The organism is Pseudoalteromonas sp. bablab_jr010 (assembly GCF_016464105.1).
Classification (GTDB): Bacteria; Pseudomonadota; Gammaproteobacteria; order Enterobacterales; family Alteromonadaceae; genus Pseudoalteromonas; species Pseudoalteromonas simplex.
In genome coordinates, this window is record NZ_JACDWV010000148.1 from 254,355 (window position 1) to 270,763 (window position 16,409).

Genomic DNA, 16,409 nt, shown 5'->3' on the forward strand with positions numbered 1-16,409 from the left:
GTTAGAACCTTTTGTTACATCTTTTCATCAAGTGATGAATCGACATAGTGTGTTACCCAGTCGGTCAACTCTTCGAAGTCCGCTTCAATAAGCGCTAAATCACCACGAAGGTGTTCCCAAATACCATTTATAATTTCATCAATTGATTCACAGTCAAGGTCATCTGGTAGACGCTCCCATGCCATGTGAATCAAGTCGTTGAGCCTTTCGGCAACAACTTCTTCTTCCCCTTCCCAATCACCAACATCATGGATTGCAAAGAGGTAATCTTGCACATTTAGCAGATCTTTCATTTTAGATTTGCCTCAAAGCATTTTACCAATGCTTCTAAACCAGCTTGATCATCAGTATCGAATCGCGCAATGCTTGGGCTGTCGATATCAAGTACAGCAAATACTTTACCGTCTTTGAAAATCGGCACAACTACTTCTGAGTTAGATGCAGCATCACAGGCAATATGACCAGCAAATGCATGCACGTCTTCAATGAGTTGTGTTTGTTGTGTTTGCGCGGCAGTTCCACATACCCCTTTACCTACTGGAATACGGATACATGCAGGATTACCTTGAAACGGCCCTAGCACTAATTCTTCAGGTGAATCCATTAAATAAAAGCCCGCCCAATTGATATCCTCTAAAGAGGTAAATAACAGCGCACTAATATTTGCCATGTTGGCAATAACATTTGATTCACCAGCGATTAGCGACTCAGTTTGTTTAACTAATGACTGGTAAAAATCTTGCTTTTGCATACCAAACTACTTCTTATTAAACATACAGTAGCTAAAGGTACTCTTTGTAGACGACAAATGAAACCTTTTAAGGGCAAAAAAAAACATTTTGCCCTCAATTTCAGTCAGCTTGATTAAATATTCTGCTATTGATGAGAAGATTGTGTTGTAAGGCCCTGTCTTAAACCAAATAAAAACAGTCCAGCTGCCAGAGCAGACATCATAGCATTGACTACAAAAGCCATACCTGTTGTAGCGCTCAGTAAGTAGCTAAAAATAGCGCCACCTAGTAAGCCAAGTGTCAGAACACCTGAATAATTAACCTTTGCATATTTAAACATAAGTAAATAACCAGGCACTACAAATGCTGCCATAGTTAAGCCTACTATGTGTGCATTGGCAATTGCGCTAACAAGTAAATTAAAGAAAATGCTAAAACCATTTCCTTCAAGTGTGAATGCATAATAAAGGCCTAAGATACAACCGATGATCACAGGCGATAATAAAGAAAGTCCTACACTCTTTGCTAAACGATGTTTCATAAATTCCCTAATGTCACAAAGATAATACGAGAAGTGTTAAGCATGGACTAACTAGTTAAAATGCGAAATATCGACAATAGTCGTAATTTGCAGAACAAATGAGAAGCTTAAGAAACAAAAAAGCCGCTGAATAAATTCAGCGGCTTCAATGATGGTGGAGAGATAGGGATTTGAACCCTAGAGGGGCTACAAACCCCTGCCGGTTTTCAAGACCGGTGCATTCGACCACTCTGCCATCTCTCCGAATGCGAGAACCTACCCGCTTACGCCAGTAGTAAAAATAATGGTGGAGAGATAGGGATTTGAACCCTAGAGGGGCTACAAACCCCTGCCGGTTTTCAAGACCGGTGCATTCGACCACTCTGCCATCTCTCCGACGGCGTGCATAATAGATAAGGCAGCCGTGTTTGTGAAGCTTTTTTTCAAAAAAACTGTTTAAGTGATTAAAAAACAATTAATTTGCTCAGCATTAGTACAATAATGTTTAGATTGTGCGCAACATTGAACTTTTCAATTATTTATCTTGTCTATTGATCCACAATAGTTTGCCCAAATATATAACTCTTGATAGGCTTAGTTCAGTTTAATAATTGGAACTAACGAACGTATAAGTTCATTTAAAGGAGCTCTAACAATGGCGTTTAATCAATCGTACAATACTGCAAGACCAGTAATGTCGACTATTGAAACCAATAAAGTTTTAAAAAATACCTATTTCTTACTGGCAATGACACTGGCATTTAGCGCAGTGACGGCAGGTATTTCAATGGCAATGAATCTACCTTATTTTATGGGGATAGTATTTAGTTTGATTGCATTCGGTGTACTTTTTGTTGTTAACAAAAAGGCTGACAGTGCATCAGGTGTTGCTTGGGTATTTGTTTTCACAGGTTTGATGGGCGCAGGACTCGGTCCAATGCTTAACTACTATGCTGCAATGCCAAATGGCCCTATGCTCATTATGCAAGCGTTAGGCTCTACTGCGTTAATCTTCTTTGGTTTGTCTGCTTATGCACTTACCACGAAAAAAGACTTCTCATTTATGGGTGGCTTTTTAACTGTGGGTTTAATCGTAGTGATTATTGCAAGCCTAGTTAACTTATTCATCGGCAGCTCAATCACCTTTATGGTTATTAATGCTGCAGTTGTACTTATTATGTCTGGTTTAATCTTATTTGACACTAGCCGTATTATTAATGGCGGTGAGACCAACTACATCCGCGCAACTGTTGCTTTATACCTTAACGTATATAATTTATTTACGTCTCTTCTTCACCTACTTGGTGCAAGTGATGACTAATTAAATAGTTCTGCTAAAATAGCCCCTTTCTAGGGGCTTTTTTATTGGATGCGTTTTGGCACAATTTGTACTTTCTCTTCATACCGCGCCGACCGATCACGACACAACTCAACGGCTAATTAAATTTGCACAGGCCTGTCTTGACTCTGGTCACTCAATTGCAGCTATCTTTCTTTATCAAGCAGGTGTATACCACGCAAGTAACCATTTAGAACTTGCCAGTGACGAGCTGCCAATTAATCGTTTGTGGCAGTCGTTGAGTCAGCAAGAGGTCCCCCTACTGCTATGTGTCACTGCTGCTGAAAAACGAGGCTTAGATATCGATAACGCAAGCGTGTTTACCGTCGCTGGGCTTGCAGAATTTGCGATGCTTGTCAGTGAAGCGGATAAATGGGTGCAATTTAAATGAAAAACATTTTAGTGATCAGCCAGCATGGCCCATTTGATGATCAACATATTCGTGAATCACTCGACACCACACTAATTTTTGCTGCTATTGAACAAAACATTAGTTGGCTACTCAGTGGTGAAGCTGTTTTAGCTTTGAAGAAAAACCAGCAGCCAGAGCAACTTGGCATTAAAAACTATTTTAAAACCATTAAAACGCTTGAATTATACGATGTTGAAAATATATATGTATGTGAAAAGTCGTTGATGGATTTTAACCTCACACAAGAAAGCTTAATTATTGATGTTAAAGTAGCTAACTTTGAGCAACAGCGTGAATTAATTAGCCAGCAACATCAGGTGGTGACACTATGAGTACCTTGCATATTTTTTCAAAACCTTTATCGCACTACTGCAATAATATGTTGGCCAATTTAATTTCTTCAGAAGATATAGTGCTACTTGTTAGTGATGCTTGTTATAACAACATGCAGTTTAAACAGTTCTCTTCAGCAATTCATTTACTTGAAGAAGATGCTGCAGCTCGTGATATTTCATTCAATCAAGGCGATATCGCAATAAACTACTCGCAGTTTGTAGAAATGACTTTAAACGCAAAAAACACGATTACTTGGTAAACCATGCTTGAATTTAATAACAAACAGATTGAAACAGACAAACAAGGCTATTTACTTGATTCAAATGATTGGTGTGAAGAGCTTGCACCCATTATTGCTGAGCAAGAGAACATTACCTTAAGTGAGCAGCACTGGGAAGTTGTGCATTTTGTGCGTGATTTTTACGTAGAGTACAACACCAGCCCTGCAATACGCATGCTGGTCAAAGCAATGGCCCAAAAGCTAGGTGAAGAAAAAGGTAATAGCATGTATTTGTATAAGCTATTCCCTAAAGGTCCAGCAAAGCAAGCGACTAAAATTGCAGGTTTACCTAAACCGGCTAGGTGTATTTAATGGTTAATAAAGCCAATAGCAAATCACGTCGCAGCAGCGGTCGAACTTATTCAAGGCCGACTCAAAAACGCCAAGTTAAAAAAGCAATTAGCCCTGAGCAGCGCAAAGTGGTGCTATTTAACAAACCATTTGATGTGCTTTGCCAATTTACCGATGACCAAAACCGCAAAACGCTTGCCGACTTTGTTACGATTAAAGACGTGTATGCAGCAGGACGCTTAGATAGAGATAGCGAAGGACTGTTGCTACTTACCAACTGCGGTAAATTACAACACACACTCACTGAACCCAATAAAAAAACAGCTAAAACTTATTGGGTGCAAGTAGAAGGTGATGTGACTGATGAGGCTATCTTTGCACTTAACAAAGGTGTAGAGCTTAAAGATGGCATGACCAAGCCTGCCAAAGTTAGACGTATTGACGAGCCGGCAATTTGGCCACGTACCCCGCCCGTTCGCGAGCGTAAAAACATACCAACCAGTTGGTTAGAAATATCTATCACTGAGGGGCGTAATCGCCAAGTTCGCCGTATGACAGCGCATGTTGGCTTCCCTACTTTGCGATTAATTCGTTACAGCATTGGTAACTATACCCTTGATGGATTAGAGAATGGCCAGTTTAAAGTAGTGAACAACCCTGATGCATAAACCCAATGTCACAGTGGCCGCCATCGTCACATGCCAAGACAAATTTTTACTTGTTAAAGAGCGCGATAAACACACAGGTGATATTTGCTATAACCAACCTGCCGGCCATTTAGAAGCCAATGAAACCTTAGCAGAAGCAGCTCACCGAGAACTTATTGAAGAAACAGGCATTAGCCTTCATGCCAATCACCTTGTAGGCATTTATAATTTGCATGCCGCAAATGGTGTTCACTACATGCGTTTTAGCTTTGCTTTTAATAGCCCAGAGCTATTTGAACCATCTCCCCAAGATGATGACATTCTCAGCGCAGATTGGTTTAGCCTTGAGCAAATTAAAAGCCTGCCGCTTAGAAGCCCTCTGGTTTTAAAATGCATTGAAGATCATTTAGCTGGTAAAGCCTACCCACTTAGTTTGATTTACCAATAACCGCTGTGATTTTGGCTGGTTTGGGCGTCTAAAAGCATGCTATAATATCGGCCTTTCCATAGCAGTTAAAAAATGACAGCGAATATTATGAGCGAAAATAGTCACATTAAAGTCATCGTGGGTATGTCCGGCGGTGTTGATTCTTCTGTATCAGCGTATTTATTAAAGCAACAAGGCTATCAAGTTGAAGGCCTGTTCATGAAAAACTGGGAAGAAGACGATAATGATGAATATTGCGCTGCAGCTGAAGACCTACAAGACGCACAAGCTGTGTGCGATAAGCTAGGTATTGAGCTTCACACTGTAAATTTTGCAGCCGAATACTGGGACAACGTGTTTGAATACTTTTTAGCAGAGTATAAAGCAGGTCGTACACCAAACCCAGACATCATGTGTAATAAAGAAATCAAATTCAAAGCATTTTTAGAATTTGCAGCACAAGCACTGGGTGCTGATTACATCGCGACTGGCCACTATGTTCGCCGTGAAAAGCGCGGTGATAAATTTGTAATGTGTCGTGGCCTTGATGACAACAAAGATCAAAGCTATTTCTTATACACTCTAAGCCATGAGCATATTGCGCAAACACTTTTCCCTGTTGGCGATATTGCTAAGCCTGAAGTACGCCGCATCGCTGAAGAGCAAGACTTAATCACTCACGATAAAAAAGACAGTACCGGTATCTGTTTTATTGGTGAGCGTAAATTTAAAGACTTCTTACAAAAATTCTTACCAGCACAGCCAGGTAAAATTGAAGATACCGATGGCAATGAAGTGGGTGAGCACGAAGGCTTGATGTACCACACACTTGGTCAACGTAAAGGTCTATTAATTGGTGGCATGAAAGAAGGTTCGGGTGAACCTTGGTATGTAGTTGATAAAGACGTTGATCGTAACGTATTAGTGGTTGGTCAAGGTAAAGACCACCCTCGCCTGTACAGCAATGGTTTAAATGCAAACCAGCTTCACTGGGTTGACCGCGAAGGCCCTAAAGGGACCACACGCTGTACTGTTAAAACTCGTTATCGCCAAGAAGATATCAGCTGTACTTTACTTGTTGGTGAAGATGGTATGGCACGCGTATTATTTGATGAGCCACAAAAAGCAGTGACACCGGGCCAATCAGCCGTATTCTACGCTGACGAAGTATGTTTAGGTGGTGGTATTATTGATTCGGTGATCAAATAATGACAGAGCACCAAGTCATGGCTTTAGCTGCCATGTGTCAAGTTGCTAAACAAGTACAAAAAGTTGCGCAATATGGCCAAGGCAGTGATCACGAATTAGAAAAATTACTAAACTGTATTGTCGAAACATCACCAAATAGCCCTGAAGACGTGTATCAGGGTAAACATAATTTACGTGAAGGCTATCGCATTTTGATTGCACAGCTTTCTGCCGGCGCAGACAAAGACGTCGAAATCGTAAAATATGTGGGTGGTTTAATGCAATTAGAACGTGCATTAAGTTCAAAACAAAACAGCTTAAATGAATTAGGTCGTCGCATTGATGATGTTAAACGTCGCCTCGACCACTTTGCTATCACAGATGATACTGTAGTAGCAGCGCTTGCTGATATTTACTCATCGGTGCTAAGCCCCCTTGGGCATCGTATTCAAGTGTATGGCAAGCCAGAGTTATTAAAACAGCAGCTCACGCAAAACAAAATTCGTGCCCTCTTATTGGCCGGAATTCGTAGTGCCGTGTTATGGCGACAAATGGGCGGTAAACGCCGTCACTTTTTCTTTGCAAAAAGAAAAATCCTCGCTATTGCTAAACAATCAATTTAATTATCGTTCAAACTAGACAATTTAGGAGTCATTATGGAGCTTTCAGCGTTAACCGCTATCTCTCCGGTAGATGGTCGCTATGGCAGCAAGACCACGGAACTACGCAGTATTTTCAGCGAATTTGGTTTAATCAAATACCGTGTAACTGTTGAAGTTCGTTGGTTACAAGCTTTATCTGCAGCTAGCGCAATCAAAGAAGTACCGGCATTTAGCGACGAGGCTAATGCTTTACTTAATGCCATTGTTGATAACTTTAGCGAAGCTGATGCAGCACGCGTTAAAGAGATCGAGCGCACAACTAACCATGACGTAAAAGCAGTTGAATACCTACTTAAAGAAAAAGTAGCTGATAACGCAGAGCTTAACGCAGTTAACGAATTCATTCACTTTGCATGTACTTCAGAAGACATCAATAACCTGTCTCACGGTTTAATGCTTACCGAAGCGCGTGACAAAGTATTACTTCCATACTGTGACCAACTTCTAAATGCATTAAAAGAAAAAGCAGTTGAGTACAAGTCAGTTGCAATGATGACACGTACCCACGGTCAACCAGCTACTCCTTCTACAATGGGTAAAGAGTTTGCAAACGTCTACATGCGCTTAAAGCGTCAACGTGACCAAATTGCTAACGTAGAAATGTTAGGTAAAATCAACGGTGCTGTAGGTAACTACAACGCTCACCTAAGTGCATACCCAGATTACGATTGGCACAGCCACGCTGAGCAGTTCGTAACGAGCCTAGGTTTAACATTCAACCCGTTCACAACACAAATCGAGCCACACGATTACATTGCTGAGTTATTCGATGCAGTTGCACGTTTCAACACTGTATTACTTGATTTTGACCGTGACGTTTGGGGCTACATTGCACTTAACCACTTCAAACAAAAAACAATCGCAGGTGAGATTGGTTCATCAACTATGCCTCACAAAGTAAACCCGATTGATTTTGAAAACTCTGAAGGTAACTTAGGTATTGCTAACGCTATCTTTACTCACCTTGCGCAAAAACTACCTGTTTCTCGCTGGCAACGTGACTTAACTGACTCAACAGTGTTACGTAACCTAGGTGTTGGTATGGGCTACACACTTATCGCTTACCAAGCGACATTAAAAGGTGTTAGCAAGCTTGAAGTAAACGAAGAGCGTTTATTAGCAGAACTAGACCAAAACTGGGAATTACTAGCAGAGCCAATCCAAACGGTTATGCGTAAATATGGTATCGAAAAGCCATATGAAAAACTTAAAGACCTTACTCGTGGTAAGCGCGTAAACCAAGAAATCATGGCTGATTTCATCGATGGTCTTGAGTTACCTGAAGAAGCAAAAGTAGAAATGAAAAAATTAACTCCGGCTAATTACATTGGTCGTGCTGTTGAGTTCATCGACAACTTAGCTTAAATTCAAATTAAGACTTAAAAAAGCGAAAGGCCTTCCTTTCGCTTTTTTTATATCAATTCGCTTAGGTCATGTTATGTATCAATTAACCATCAATTCATTAACCCAAGAGCAATTTTTAGCTGAGTATTGGCAGAAAAAACCATTACTTATAAAGCAAGGCTTCAAGGATTTTGCAGATCCGATCGAGCCCGAAGAATTGGCCGGTCTTGCCATGGAAGAAAGCATTGAATCACGTATTGTGACCAATCACTCAGATGATTGGCAAGCATACCATGGTCCTTTTGAAGGCTTTAGCTTGCTAACTGAAAAGCACTCAACATTACTGGTGCAAGCAGTTGACCATTGGCATAGCGATGCAGCGCAACTATTGGAGCCATTTCGCTTTATTCCCAACTGGCGTATCGATGACTTGATGATCAGCTACTCTACCCCGGGTGGTGGCGTGGGCCCGCATTTAGATCAATACGACGTGTTTATTATTCAAGGTGAAGGTAAACGCCACTGGCGAGTTGGTTTACCTGATGCGAACTTAAAGCAATTTGCACAAAATAAGAGCCTGTTACAAGTTGAGCAATTTCCTGCCGTGATCGACTGTGTGTTAGAGCCGGGAGATATTCTCTATATTCCACCAGGTTGCCCACATGAAGGTTACGCAGTTGAAAATGCACTTAATTACTCTGTGGGTTTTAGAGCGCCAAACCAACGCGATTTATTATCACAATTTGCCGATCACCTTATCGATACTGAGCTTGGTAATCAACGATACGGTGATGCAGAGCTTAAGTTGCGCTCATCTAAAGGTGAGCTTAACCAAACTGAAGCAGAAAAAGTAAAGCAACTTATGATTGCTGCAATTAATGATGACGCAGTATTCAAGACTTGGCTTGGTAACAGTATGAGTCAGCCAAAGCATGACATGGATTTAGCGCCTTTAGAAGAGCCATATACTTTAGATGAAGTAAATGACTTACTCAATGATGAAGACGTTGTTTTTGAGCGTTTAGGTGGTACCCGCGCTATCTATCAAGTAATTGACGATAAAATACTTTTAAGTATTAATGGTGTTAATTACATGCATGATTTAACTGACCTTGAATTAATAACAAAGCTCACCGATCAGACATGGGTGACCGCTGCTGACATAAATAGTTCAAAAAATAATCACATTTTCTTGAAAACCTTTACTACACTTTTAAATGAGGGTATTTGGTTTTGTTAGGAGTGTGTGTTTATGGGCTATAAAATAGATGAAGTTGAATGGAGTATCGACAAGGAACTCTTACAACAAATCCGAGAGCGGGTATTTGTATATGAACTACATATCCCAAGACACATTGAGTTTGACCATCTAGATAAAATAGCACATCACGTGCTCGTTACAGATGAAGGTAAACGCCCAGTTGCTACTGGGCGTTTATGTAATGATGGCCTTATCGGCCGTATTGCAGTTTTACCAGAACACCGTAATCGTTCGGTTTATAAATCATTATTGAATTACTTAGTTAATTTGGCTGAAAAGCAAGGCTGTGATTGTGTCAGCATTAATTGCATATTGAATGAAGTAGATAGATTCAAACAAAATGGTTTTTCGGCTGATGGTTTAGTGTTTATGGAAGCTGGTATTCCAAGGCAACGAATGCTCTGCCCGATTAAGCAATTTGATACGCGGCCATTCACTTTGGTGCATTAAGGTACATGTAAAACAAAAAAGCTGAATAACATTATTCAGCTTTTTCTTAGAAGGTATGCAGAGTTAGTTATGCTGGCTCATTTTGCCACATTTCTTCTTTTTCAAATAACTCATATAAGCCATGGGCACGGTTGATTAACAGATTAGCAAAATCAGCTTTGGTTTTATCTACCGCACCTGATTGCATTAGCTGATCAGCCTTCATTTGCCACTGCATTGAGAAATAACGTAATACTTCACGTGCATTGTTTGCTGCACTTGCTTCAGCGTGATCGGTTGGTAAACGACCTGTGATCACCCAATAGCTCTTACCGTTTTGTGCTTTAAATTTCCAAATAGCTACTAATGGCGCAATAAAACGGCTTTCTTTTTCTACAACAGTTTGCGGAATAACGCCTTTTTCAGCTAAATGCTTTTGTGCATTTTCGAAACATTCTCTTTGCCAAATAACACTTTGTTTTTGCGCTTCAGCTTGTTCTTCTGGTGTTAATGGTCTTGCTTGTTTTTGTTCCATGGTGGTTACTCTTTTACAACATTTCTGACACTTTAAGGTTTAAAATGGCGCTGTGCAAGTATTTACAGGCAATCAAAGAGCATTTAAATTTACTTGCGTACTATTCAATCAACCTAGAAAGAAGAGTTAGGCTCAGTTAAAAATTGCAGTTCTTCAGGAGTTGATTCGCGACCTAAAATCCTATTGCGATGTGGGTAGCGACCAAACCTATCAATAATCACTTTGTGCTTTAGTTCAAATTCAGAATTACTCATGCCTTTAAACAATTGCTCAGCCTGCTGGTGAATGATTTTAGATTCACTGTGCATAAACGGCATATAAATAAACGCAGCTTGATGGCTAGGTAATTTTTTATCAAATCCAAGTTCAATTGCTCTTTGCGCTAAGCTTAGTGCTTGTGGATCTTGGCTAAAAGCCTGCGCCGTATTACGGTAAATATTGCGTGAAAACTGATCTAACACGATAATTTCAGCTAAAGAGCCAAGGGCGTCAACTCGCCAATTAGCATGCTCGCCAGCGATAACCTGTAAAAGGCATTGTGAAAACTTAACCGTAATCAAGGCATCAACTTCATCAGATTGCTGATACCAAGCTTCTGGTCCTAATTCATTAAACCAAAAATCGATAATCCTTTGCTTATCCATAAACTTTCCTTAATTTCCAAGAACTTTTGCAGGATCGACACGGGTTGCTTGCCACGCAGGATATAAGGTTGCCAAAATAGCGAGAACAAATGTAACAATCACCGTTATAACAATATCTTGCCAAACTAGTTTACTGGGTAAAAACTCAATAAAATAAACCCCTTGTAACGGGTTATCGCCAAATAAGTTACTTGCCCAAGTGAACAGTTCACTGATGTTTAACGCTAGCATCACACCGATAACTGTGCCTAAGATCACACCAATTAAAGCTTGTGTAAAACCTTGCATTACGAAGGTTGCTAAAATGGTGCTATCTTGTGCGCCCATGGTTTTTAAAATTGCGATATTTGCCTGTTTTTCACGTACTTCCATCACTAATGACGAAACAATATTAAAACTCGCTACGGCAATTATTAAAAACACCACGATATACACAATAGTGCGAACCATTTGAATATCTTGATATAAGCTACCCTGGGTTCTAAACCAACTCGAGACATAGACATAATCAGGAATAACTTGCCCCACACGCATCGCCGTTTGATGGGCTGCGAACACATCAGCTACTTGTAATCGTAAGCCGGTTACTTGGTTTTGCTCAAAACTCAACACACTTTGCGCTTTATCAAGGCGAATGAAAGCCGCCGTTTCATCAATTGGGCCGCCCATTTTTATAATACCCGCCAAATTCAAACTCACGCGTTTAGGTGCAAGCAAGCTTGTACTTTGCTGGTTTATCTGTGGAATTAATAAGGTAACTGGGTCGCCAATTTTAAGACCTAATCGGTTGACTATTTGTTGTCCTAATAGCACATCTTCTTGTTGTAATTGACTAACTAAGCGCCCTTCTGTGAATTGGTTTAACGCTGACACTTGGTTTTCAAATTCAGGACTAACACCACGCACTTCAACTGCTTTTAACTCACTTTTATATTGCGCCATGCCGTTGACACTTATAAACGGCGCAGCACCTGTTACACCGGCTTGAGAGCGTAGTAGAGCAACTTTTGACTGCCAATTATTGATTGGTCTGTTAGGGGCAACATATTCAACCTGAGGTACAACCGATAAAAGCCGATGTACTAGCTGCTGCTCAAAACCATTAATAACTGATAAAGCAACAATTAGCACAGCGACACCTAAAAGTATGCCGATTGTCGATGCTTTAGCGATAAAACTAACAAAACCGTTTTGTCCGTCTTTTTGGCCACTATGGGCACGAAAGCGTTTTGAAATAAAGGCACTAAGCAACATGCTGAGACTCTTTTATTGCGAGCTTACCATCATCTAAATAGGCAATTTTGCCTAGTTTATCTGCAAGTTCTAAATCATGGGTTACCACAACAAAACTGGTTTTTAAGCTAGTATTTAATTCTTTAATTAAATCGTAAATCTTAATTGCGTTTTGTTTATCTAGGTTACCGGTTGGTTCATCGGCAAGCACCAAAGCAGGCTCAGTTACTAATGCACGTGCTATTGCAACCCGCTGCCTCTCACCACCTGATAACGCCGAAGGTTTATGTTCACTACGATGAGATAACCCTACTTTATCTAGCATGTTATGGGCTTTTTCGGTTGCCGCTTTTGCGCTTAAGCCTTTAATTAATAATGGCATTGCAACATTTTCAATGGCAGTAAATTCCATTAATAGATGATGGAATTGATATATGAAACCTAAATTTTCATTTCTGAAACTGGCTTGTTGTTTACGGTTTAATTTGGAAACTTGCTGACCTTTAATTTCAACCTTGCCTGAGCTTTCGTTATCTAAGGTACCTAATATATGCAATAAGGTACTTTTTCCTGATCCAGAGCTCCCTACAACAGCTAACATTTCGCCTTGATTAAGTGCTAAATCAACCCCTTTTAATACCGCAACCTCGTTATCGCCATCTTGATAGACTTTATTTAGCTGCTGACAATTGATAACTAAATCACTCATAACGTAATACCTCTGCTGGATTCACTTTTGCAGCTTTTCTGGCAGGATACAAGGTAGCTAAAAAGCTCATCGCAATACTCCCTGCGGCAATTAAACTCAAACTCATCACATCAAATTTAACGGGTAAACTCACGCCCGCTAGTAAATTGATGCCTAACATATTCAATAATTCATTAATGTAGCTACTCAATAGCACACCAAGTAACGCACCAATACTGGTACCGATAAGGCCGTTATATAAGCCTTGGATCATAAACACGTGCTGCACTTGTAACGGAGTTAAGCCCAGTGTTTGTAAAATAGCGACTTCACTTTGCTTCTCACTGACCATCATGGTTAATGCTGAAATGATATTAAACACTGCCACGAGCACGATTAAGCCAAGTAACATCGACATAATGCGCTTTTCCATTGCCACAGCTGCAAATAGTGTGCCTTGGCTAGCTCGCCAATCAGTCACTGTGTAATCGTTTAAAATAGCTAACTGAGATTGCAATACTTGCTCAACAGCAAATGGTTCATGCAGCGACACACTCAAATTGGGTGCTGCTGATTTTGCTAGTTTTAAAACTCTGCCTAACGAATAGCCACTGGTAAATGCCAATGACATATCAATTTCTGACTGTGTTTCATACAGTGCAGCAACAGTAAACAAGCGCTGACTAGGTACTCGACCAAGGGGAGTATACGAACTGGCATTAGGCATGATCACCCGTACTTTATCCCCAAGCGAAATACCCAATTTTCTGCTCAAATAGCGGCTAATCGCAATATGGTAGTTGCTGTCCATTACTTGTGACCAATTGCCGGCAACAATTTTATCTTTTACGTTATAGATGGAGCTTCCTTCATCATAAAGGCCTTGTAACAATACGCCGTGCAAATCTTGGTTAGTTTGTAAAATGGCTTCGCCATGGCGGTATAGGTTAACTTGTTTAACATCTTGAGAATTTGCTAGTTGCTGCTTTAACTGCAACATAGTTTCTTTCGAATTATCTTCGGCTGATACTTCAATATGGGGAATTAAACCAAGCATGTTGGTTTTAAGGTTATTTTCAAAGCCATTCATTACTGAACTAACTGTAAACAAGGCCATTAAACCAATAGCAATGCCCGCAATAGAGAAAAATGAAATAAATGAGATAAAGGCATTGCCCTTTGAGGAGCGACTATATCTCAGCCCTATAAAAAGGCTAACAGGTTGAAACATAATAAATTATGGGTATTCCAAGGGCTAAATATGCGCTCATGTTAGCATAGATTTAGCTAGCATGGGATGCGCGAAATTGTAAAAAATAATTATAAATCTGATACTTGAACAGTAGCAACCAAATGGTCAAGTAATGCTTTTACATTGGTTGCGATAAACTGCCTTGGTGGATACACCCCCCATACCCCTTCAGGTTCAGGAGCAACATTCGAAAGAACAGCAGTCAACCTGCCATCGGCTAAGTGTTCATTGACATAGTAATCTGGTAATTGCACGATGCCTAACCCTTTGATAGCAGCGTCAACCAATGCCCAACCACTGTTACAGGCCAAACGCCCTGCCACTTTGATGTGCTTGTCTTGGCCCTGCTCTTTTACCCGCCAGTAACTGTTATTACCAATCAGGCAATTGTGCTGATGTAATTCACTGACACTGTGTGGTTGGCCGAATTTATTGATATATTCAGGGCTACAACAAATAACAAGCCTGCGCTGACTGATGCGCCGTGCTTTTAATGATGAATCTTTTAAATGACCAAGGCGAATAGCGAGATCATACCCATCTTCTAGTAGATTGACTTGCTCATTGCTTAAATGGCTGATCACTTCAATATCTGGGTGCTTTTGCATAAACGAATGTACCGCAGGCATGATGAAACTTTCACCATACATCACAGGAGCTGTTAGTTTTATACTACCTTTTGGTGTCAGTTGCTGCTCTGCAAGCAGTGCCGTGGCATCATCCATGGCATGCTGTAATTGTTTAGTTTGATGCGCAAACACCTGCCCTTCTTGCGTTAGCACCACTTTACGGGTTGTTCGGGTTAACAATTGTGTGTTTAATCGCTCTTCTAATTGACTGACATAGCGGCTTACATGGGCCACTGACATACCCAGTAGTTTACTTGCTTTTGTAAAACTGCCTGTTTCTGCTACCGCTAAAAACTCATCAATTCCGTGCCAACGATTCATTATTACCATACTGTAAAAGTGTTTTAATAAAACGAAGATTATCATTCATTGAGAAACAAATAAAATAGACTAAGTTTAATACTTACTTCCAACAACTATAAGGGAACGTTATGACTGATTTTATCAAATCAAAAGCGGCTATCGCTTGGGGTCCAAATCAACCACTATCAATTGAAGAAGTGGATGTAATGATGCCTAAAAAAGGCGAAGTGCTTGTAAAGATTGTTGCTACAGGTGTTTGTCATACCGATGCATTTACTTTATCTGGTGAAGACCCTGAAGGTATTTTCCCAGCAATCCTTGGCCATGAAGGTGGCGGTATTGTTGAAGCCGTAGGTGAAGGTGTAACACATGTTGAAGTAGGCGATCATGTTATTCCTCTTTACACTGCTGAATGTGGCGAGTGTAAAATGTGTAAATCGGGCAAAACAAATTTATGCTCTGCGGTACGTGAAACGCAAGGTAAAGGTTTAATGCCTGATGGCACAACCCGTTTCTATAAAGATGGTCAACCAATTTATCACTACATGGGTTGCTCTACCTTCTCTGAGTACACTGTATTACCAGAGATTTCACTTGCTAAAGTAAGCAAAGAAGCGCCTCTTGAAGAAATTTGTTTACTTGGTTGTGGTGTAACAACCGGCATGGGTGCTGTTACTAAAACAGCAAAAGTTCAAAAAGGCGATACAGTGGCTATTTTTGGCTTAGGTGGTATCGGTTTATCGGCGATTATCGGTGCGAAAATGGCAGGCGCTGGCCGTATCATTGGTGTTGATATCAACACCAGTAAGTTTGATCTTGCTACTAAACTAGGTGCAACTGATTTAATCAATCCAAATGACTTCGACAAACCAATCCAAGAAGTTATCGTTGAAATGACTGACGGCGGTGTTGATTTCTCATTTGAATGTATCGGTAACGTTAATGTAATGCGCTCTGCTCTTGAATGTTGTCACAAAGGTTGGGGTGAATCGGTAATCATTGGTGTTGCAGGTGCAGGCCAAGAGATCTCTACTCGTCCTTTCCAGCTAGTAACAGGTCGTGTATGGCGCGGTAGTGCATTTGGTGGCGTTAAAGGTCGCTCTGAATTACCAGAGATTGTTGAGCGCTATATGAACGGTGAGTTTGCGTTAAACGATTTCATCACACACACCATGAAACTTGAAGATATCAATGAAGCTTTCGACTTAATGCACGAAGGTAAGAGCATCCGCTCAGTTATTCATTATTAATCTTTAAT

At 40.4% G+C, this 16,409-nt stretch carries 22 protein-coding genes and 2 tRNA genes; 13 read left to right on the top strand and 11 right to left on the bottom strand.

The genetic code is table 11. From position 1 onward, the window contains the following. Positions 1-14 precede the first annotated feature (14 nt). The 5 genes from JIG37_RS14560 to JIG37_RS14580 form a co-directional block, all read right to left on the bottom strand. A complete protein-coding gene (locus JIG37_RS14560) occupies positions 15-293 on the bottom strand; it encodes a hypothetical protein (protein WP_054551397.1) in 279 nt (92 codons plus the stop codon). Beyond that, positions 290-751 carry a GAF domain-containing protein gene (locus JIG37_RS14565; RefSeq protein WP_138600640.1) on the bottom strand — a complete coding sequence of 154 codons (462 nt, stop codon included), beginning with the start codon at positions 749-751 and terminating at the stop codon, positions 290-292. Before JIG37_RS14565 ends, JIG37_RS14560 begins: the two co-directional genes overlap by 4 nt. Positions 752-876: 125 nt before the next feature. Beyond that, positions 877-1,272: a hypothetical protein gene (locus tag JIG37_RS14570; RefSeq protein WP_054551399.1), complete on the bottom strand. Its 396-nt coding sequence runs from the start codon at positions 1,270-1,272 to the stop codon at positions 877-879. Between the two features lie 152 nt (positions 1,273-1,424). Beyond that, positions 1,425-1,515: transfer RNA gene (locus JIG37_RS14575), tRNA-Ser, on the bottom strand. A 41-nt stretch (positions 1,516-1,556) separates the two neighbouring features. After that, positions 1,557-1,647: transfer RNA gene (locus JIG37_RS14580), tRNA-Ser, on the bottom strand. Between the two features lie 259 nt (positions 1,648-1,906). On the opposite strand from JIG37_RS14580, the gene JIG37_RS14585 reads away from it, so the two are divergent. From JIG37_RS14585 to JIG37_RS14640, 12 genes are all read left to right on the top strand, one after another. Continuing rightward, complete coding sequence (locus JIG37_RS14585) at positions 1,907-2,572, top strand: Bax inhibitor-1/YccA family protein (RefSeq protein ID WP_199529680.1); 666 nt, start codon at positions 1,907-1,909, stop codon at positions 2,570-2,572. A gap of 55 nt (positions 2,573-2,627) precedes the next feature. Next, positions 2,628-2,981 carry a sulfurtransferase complex subunit TusD gene (gene tusD / locus JIG37_RS14590; RefSeq protein ID WP_199529681.1) on the top strand — a complete coding sequence of 118 codons (354 nt, stop codon included), beginning with the start codon at positions 2,628-2,630 and terminating at the stop codon, positions 2,979-2,981. Further along, a complete protein-coding gene (gene tusC / locus JIG37_RS14595; RefSeq protein WP_138600636.1) occupies positions 2,978-3,334 on the top strand; it encodes a sulfurtransferase complex subunit TusC in 357 nt (118 codons plus the stop codon). Before tusD ends, tusC begins: the two co-directional genes overlap by 4 nt. Next, complete coding sequence (locus JIG37_RS14600) at positions 3,331-3,597, top strand: DsrH/TusB family sulfur metabolism protein (protein WP_199529682.1); 267 nt, start codon at positions 3,331-3,333, stop codon at positions 3,595-3,597. The genes tusC and JIG37_RS14600 overlap by 4 nt, the downstream gene beginning before the upstream one ends. Before the next feature lie 3 nt (positions 3,598-3,600). Then, positions 3,601-3,930: a TusE/DsrC/DsvC family sulfur relay protein gene (locus JIG37_RS14605; protein WP_054561599.1), complete on the top strand. Its 330-nt coding sequence runs from the start codon at positions 3,601-3,603 to the stop codon at positions 3,928-3,930. Beyond that, positions 3,930-4,577, top strand: a complete 648-nt coding sequence (locus tag JIG37_RS14610) for an rRNA large subunit pseudouridine synthase E (protein WP_199529683.1) — start codon at positions 3,930-3,932, stop codon at positions 4,575-4,577. Before JIG37_RS14605 ends, JIG37_RS14610 begins: the two co-directional genes overlap by 1 nt. Beyond that, complete coding sequence (locus JIG37_RS14615; protein WP_199529684.1) at positions 4,570-5,004, top strand: NUDIX hydrolase; 435 nt, start codon at positions 4,570-4,572, stop codon at positions 5,002-5,004. The genes JIG37_RS14610 and JIG37_RS14615 overlap by 8 nt, the downstream gene beginning before the upstream one ends. Positions 5,005-5,091: 87 nt before the next feature. Beyond that, a complete protein-coding gene (gene mnmA / locus JIG37_RS14620; RefSeq protein ID WP_058585134.1) occupies positions 5,092-6,192 on the top strand; it encodes a tRNA 2-thiouridine(34) synthase MnmA in 1,101 nt (366 codons plus the stop codon). Next, positions 6,192-6,794: a high frequency lysogenization protein HflD gene (gene hflD, locus JIG37_RS14625; protein ID WP_054561602.1), complete on the top strand. Its 603-nt coding sequence runs from the start codon at positions 6,192-6,194 to the stop codon at positions 6,792-6,794. The genes mnmA and hflD overlap by 1 nt, the downstream gene beginning before the upstream one ends. 33 nt (positions 6,795-6,827) lie before the next feature. Then, a complete protein-coding gene (purB, locus tag JIG37_RS14630) occupies positions 6,828-8,198 on the top strand; it encodes an adenylosuccinate lyase (protein WP_054561603.1) in 1,371 nt (456 codons plus the stop codon). A 73-nt stretch (positions 8,199-8,271) separates the two neighbouring features. Continuing rightward, on the top strand, positions 8,272-9,417 hold the full coding sequence (locus JIG37_RS14635; protein WP_199529685.1) for a cupin domain-containing protein: 1,146 nt from the start codon (positions 8,272-8,274) through the stop codon (positions 9,415-9,417). 12 nt (positions 9,418-9,429) lie between these two features. Continuing rightward, entirely contained in the window at positions 9,430-9,888 is a 459-nt protein-coding gene (locus JIG37_RS14640; RefSeq protein WP_199529686.1) for a GNAT family N-acetyltransferase, read from the top strand. Between the two features lie 67 nt (positions 9,889-9,955). Here JIG37_RS14640 and JIG37_RS14645 read toward each other — a convergent pair whose 3' ends face one another. The 6 genes from JIG37_RS14645 to JIG37_RS14670 form a co-directional block, all read right to left on the bottom strand. After that, entirely contained in the window at positions 9,956-10,402 is a 447-nt protein-coding gene (locus JIG37_RS14645; RefSeq protein WP_054551411.1) for a DUF4826 family protein, read from the bottom strand. Positions 10,403-10,515: 113 nt separating this feature from the next. Next, entirely contained in the window at positions 10,516-11,046 is a 531-nt protein-coding gene (locus JIG37_RS14650) for a DUF924 family protein (protein WP_199529687.1), read from the bottom strand. A 9-nt stretch (positions 11,047-11,055) separates the two neighbouring features. Next, the gene (locus JIG37_RS14655; RefSeq protein WP_199529688.1) at positions 11,056-12,300 is read right to left on the bottom strand and encodes a lipoprotein-releasing ABC transporter permease subunit; all 1,245 of its coding nucleotides are present in this window, start codon (positions 12,298-12,300) and stop codon (positions 11,056-11,058) included. Then, positions 12,290-12,988 carry a lipoprotein-releasing ABC transporter ATP-binding protein LolD gene (gene lolD / locus JIG37_RS14660; protein WP_199529689.1) on the bottom strand — a complete coding sequence of 233 codons (699 nt, stop codon included), beginning with the start codon at positions 12,986-12,988 and terminating at the stop codon, positions 12,290-12,292. Before lolD ends, JIG37_RS14655 begins: the two co-directional genes overlap by 11 nt. Then, positions 12,981-14,198: a lipoprotein-releasing ABC transporter permease subunit gene (locus tag JIG37_RS14665; RefSeq protein ID WP_199529690.1), complete on the bottom strand. Its 1,218-nt coding sequence runs from the start codon at positions 14,196-14,198 to the stop codon at positions 12,981-12,983. Before JIG37_RS14665 ends, lolD begins: the two co-directional genes overlap by 8 nt. 89 nt (positions 14,199-14,287) lie before the next feature. Next, on the bottom strand, positions 14,288-15,169 hold the full coding sequence (locus tag JIG37_RS14670; protein ID WP_082389169.1) for a LysR family transcriptional regulator: 882 nt from the start codon (positions 15,167-15,169) through the stop codon (positions 14,288-14,290). Positions 15,170-15,279: 110 nt separating this feature from the next. On the opposite strand from JIG37_RS14670, the gene JIG37_RS14675 reads away from it, so the two are divergent. After that, positions 15,280-16,401 carry an S-(hydroxymethyl)glutathione dehydrogenase/class III alcohol dehydrogenase gene (locus tag JIG37_RS14675; protein ID WP_054561612.1) on the top strand — a complete coding sequence of 374 codons (1,122 nt, stop codon included), beginning with the start codon at positions 15,280-15,282 and terminating at the stop codon, positions 16,399-16,401. Positions 16,402-16,409: the final 8 nt, after the last annotated feature.

Excerpts from the sequence above, each read along its gene's own strand:
- JIG37_RS14565 (WP_138600640.1), bottom strand. The coding sequence starts at position 751 with ATGCAAAAGCAAGATTTTTACCAGTCATTAGTTAAACAAACTGAGTCG.
- JIG37_RS14560 (WP_054551397.1), bottom strand. The coding sequence starts at position 293 with ATGAAAGATCTGCTAAATGTGCAAGATTACCTCTTTGCAATCCATGAT.
- hflD (WP_054561602.1), top strand. The coding sequence starts at position 6,192 with ATGACAGAGCACCAAGTCATGGCTTTAGCTGCCATGTGTCAAGTTGCT.
- JIG37_RS14675 (WP_054561612.1), top strand. The coding sequence starts at position 15,280 with ATGACTGATTTTATCAAATCAAAAGCGGCTATCGCTTGGGGTCCAAAT.
- JIG37_RS14605 (WP_054561599.1), top strand. The coding sequence starts at position 3,601 with ATGCTTGAATTTAATAACAAACAGATTGAAACAGACAAACAAGGCTAT.
- mnmA (WP_058585134.1), top strand. The coding sequence starts at position 5,092 with ATGAGCGAAAATAGTCACATTAAAGTCATCGTGGGTATGTCCGGCGGT.
- tusC (WP_138600636.1), top strand. The coding sequence starts at position 2,978 with ATGAAAAACATTTTAGTGATCAGCCAGCATGGCCCATTTGATGATCAA.
- JIG37_RS14640 (WP_199529686.1), top strand. The coding sequence starts at position 9,430 with ATGGGCTATAAAATAGATGAAGTTGAATGGAGTATCGACAAGGAACTC.
- lolD (WP_199529689.1), bottom strand. The coding sequence starts at position 12,988 with ATGAGTGATTTAGTTATCAATTGTCAGCAGCTAAATAAAGTCTATCAA.
- JIG37_RS14645 (WP_054551411.1), bottom strand. The coding sequence starts at position 10,402 with ATGGAACAAAAACAAGCAAGACCATTAACACCAGAAGAACAAGCTGAA.
- JIG37_RS14610 (WP_199529683.1), top strand. The coding sequence starts at position 3,930 with ATGGTTAATAAAGCCAATAGCAAATCACGTCGCAGCAGCGGTCGAACT.
- JIG37_RS14665 (WP_199529690.1), bottom strand. The coding sequence starts at position 14,198 with ATGTTTCAACCTGTTAGCCTTTTTATAGGGCTGAGATATAGTCGCTCC.
- JIG37_RS14655 (WP_199529688.1), bottom strand. The coding sequence starts at position 12,300 with ATGTTGCTTAGTGCCTTTATTTCAAAACGCTTTCGTGCCCATAGTGGC.
- JIG37_RS14615 (WP_199529684.1), top strand. The coding sequence starts at position 4,570 with ATGCATAAACCCAATGTCACAGTGGCCGCCATCGTCACATGCCAAGAC.
- purB (WP_054561603.1), top strand. The coding sequence starts at position 6,828 with ATGGAGCTTTCAGCGTTAACCGCTATCTCTCCGGTAGATGGTCGCTAT.
- JIG37_RS14600 (WP_199529682.1), top strand. The coding sequence starts at position 3,331 with ATGAGTACCTTGCATATTTTTTCAAAACCTTTATCGCACTACTGCAAT.
- JIG37_RS14635 (WP_199529685.1), top strand. The coding sequence starts at position 8,272 with ATGTATCAATTAACCATCAATTCATTAACCCAAGAGCAATTTTTAGCT.
- JIG37_RS14570 (WP_054551399.1), bottom strand. The coding sequence starts at position 1,272 with ATGAAACATCGTTTAGCAAAGAGTGTAGGACTTTCTTTATTATCGCCT.
- JIG37_RS14585 (WP_199529680.1), top strand. The coding sequence starts at position 1,907 with ATGGCGTTTAATCAATCGTACAATACTGCAAGACCAGTAATGTCGACT.
- JIG37_RS14650 (WP_199529687.1), bottom strand. The coding sequence starts at position 11,046 with ATGGATAAGCAAAGGATTATCGATTTTTGGTTTAATGAATTAGGACCA.
- JIG37_RS14670 (WP_082389169.1), bottom strand. The coding sequence starts at position 15,169 with ATGAATCGTTGGCACGGAATTGATGAGTTTTTAGCGGTAGCAGAAACA.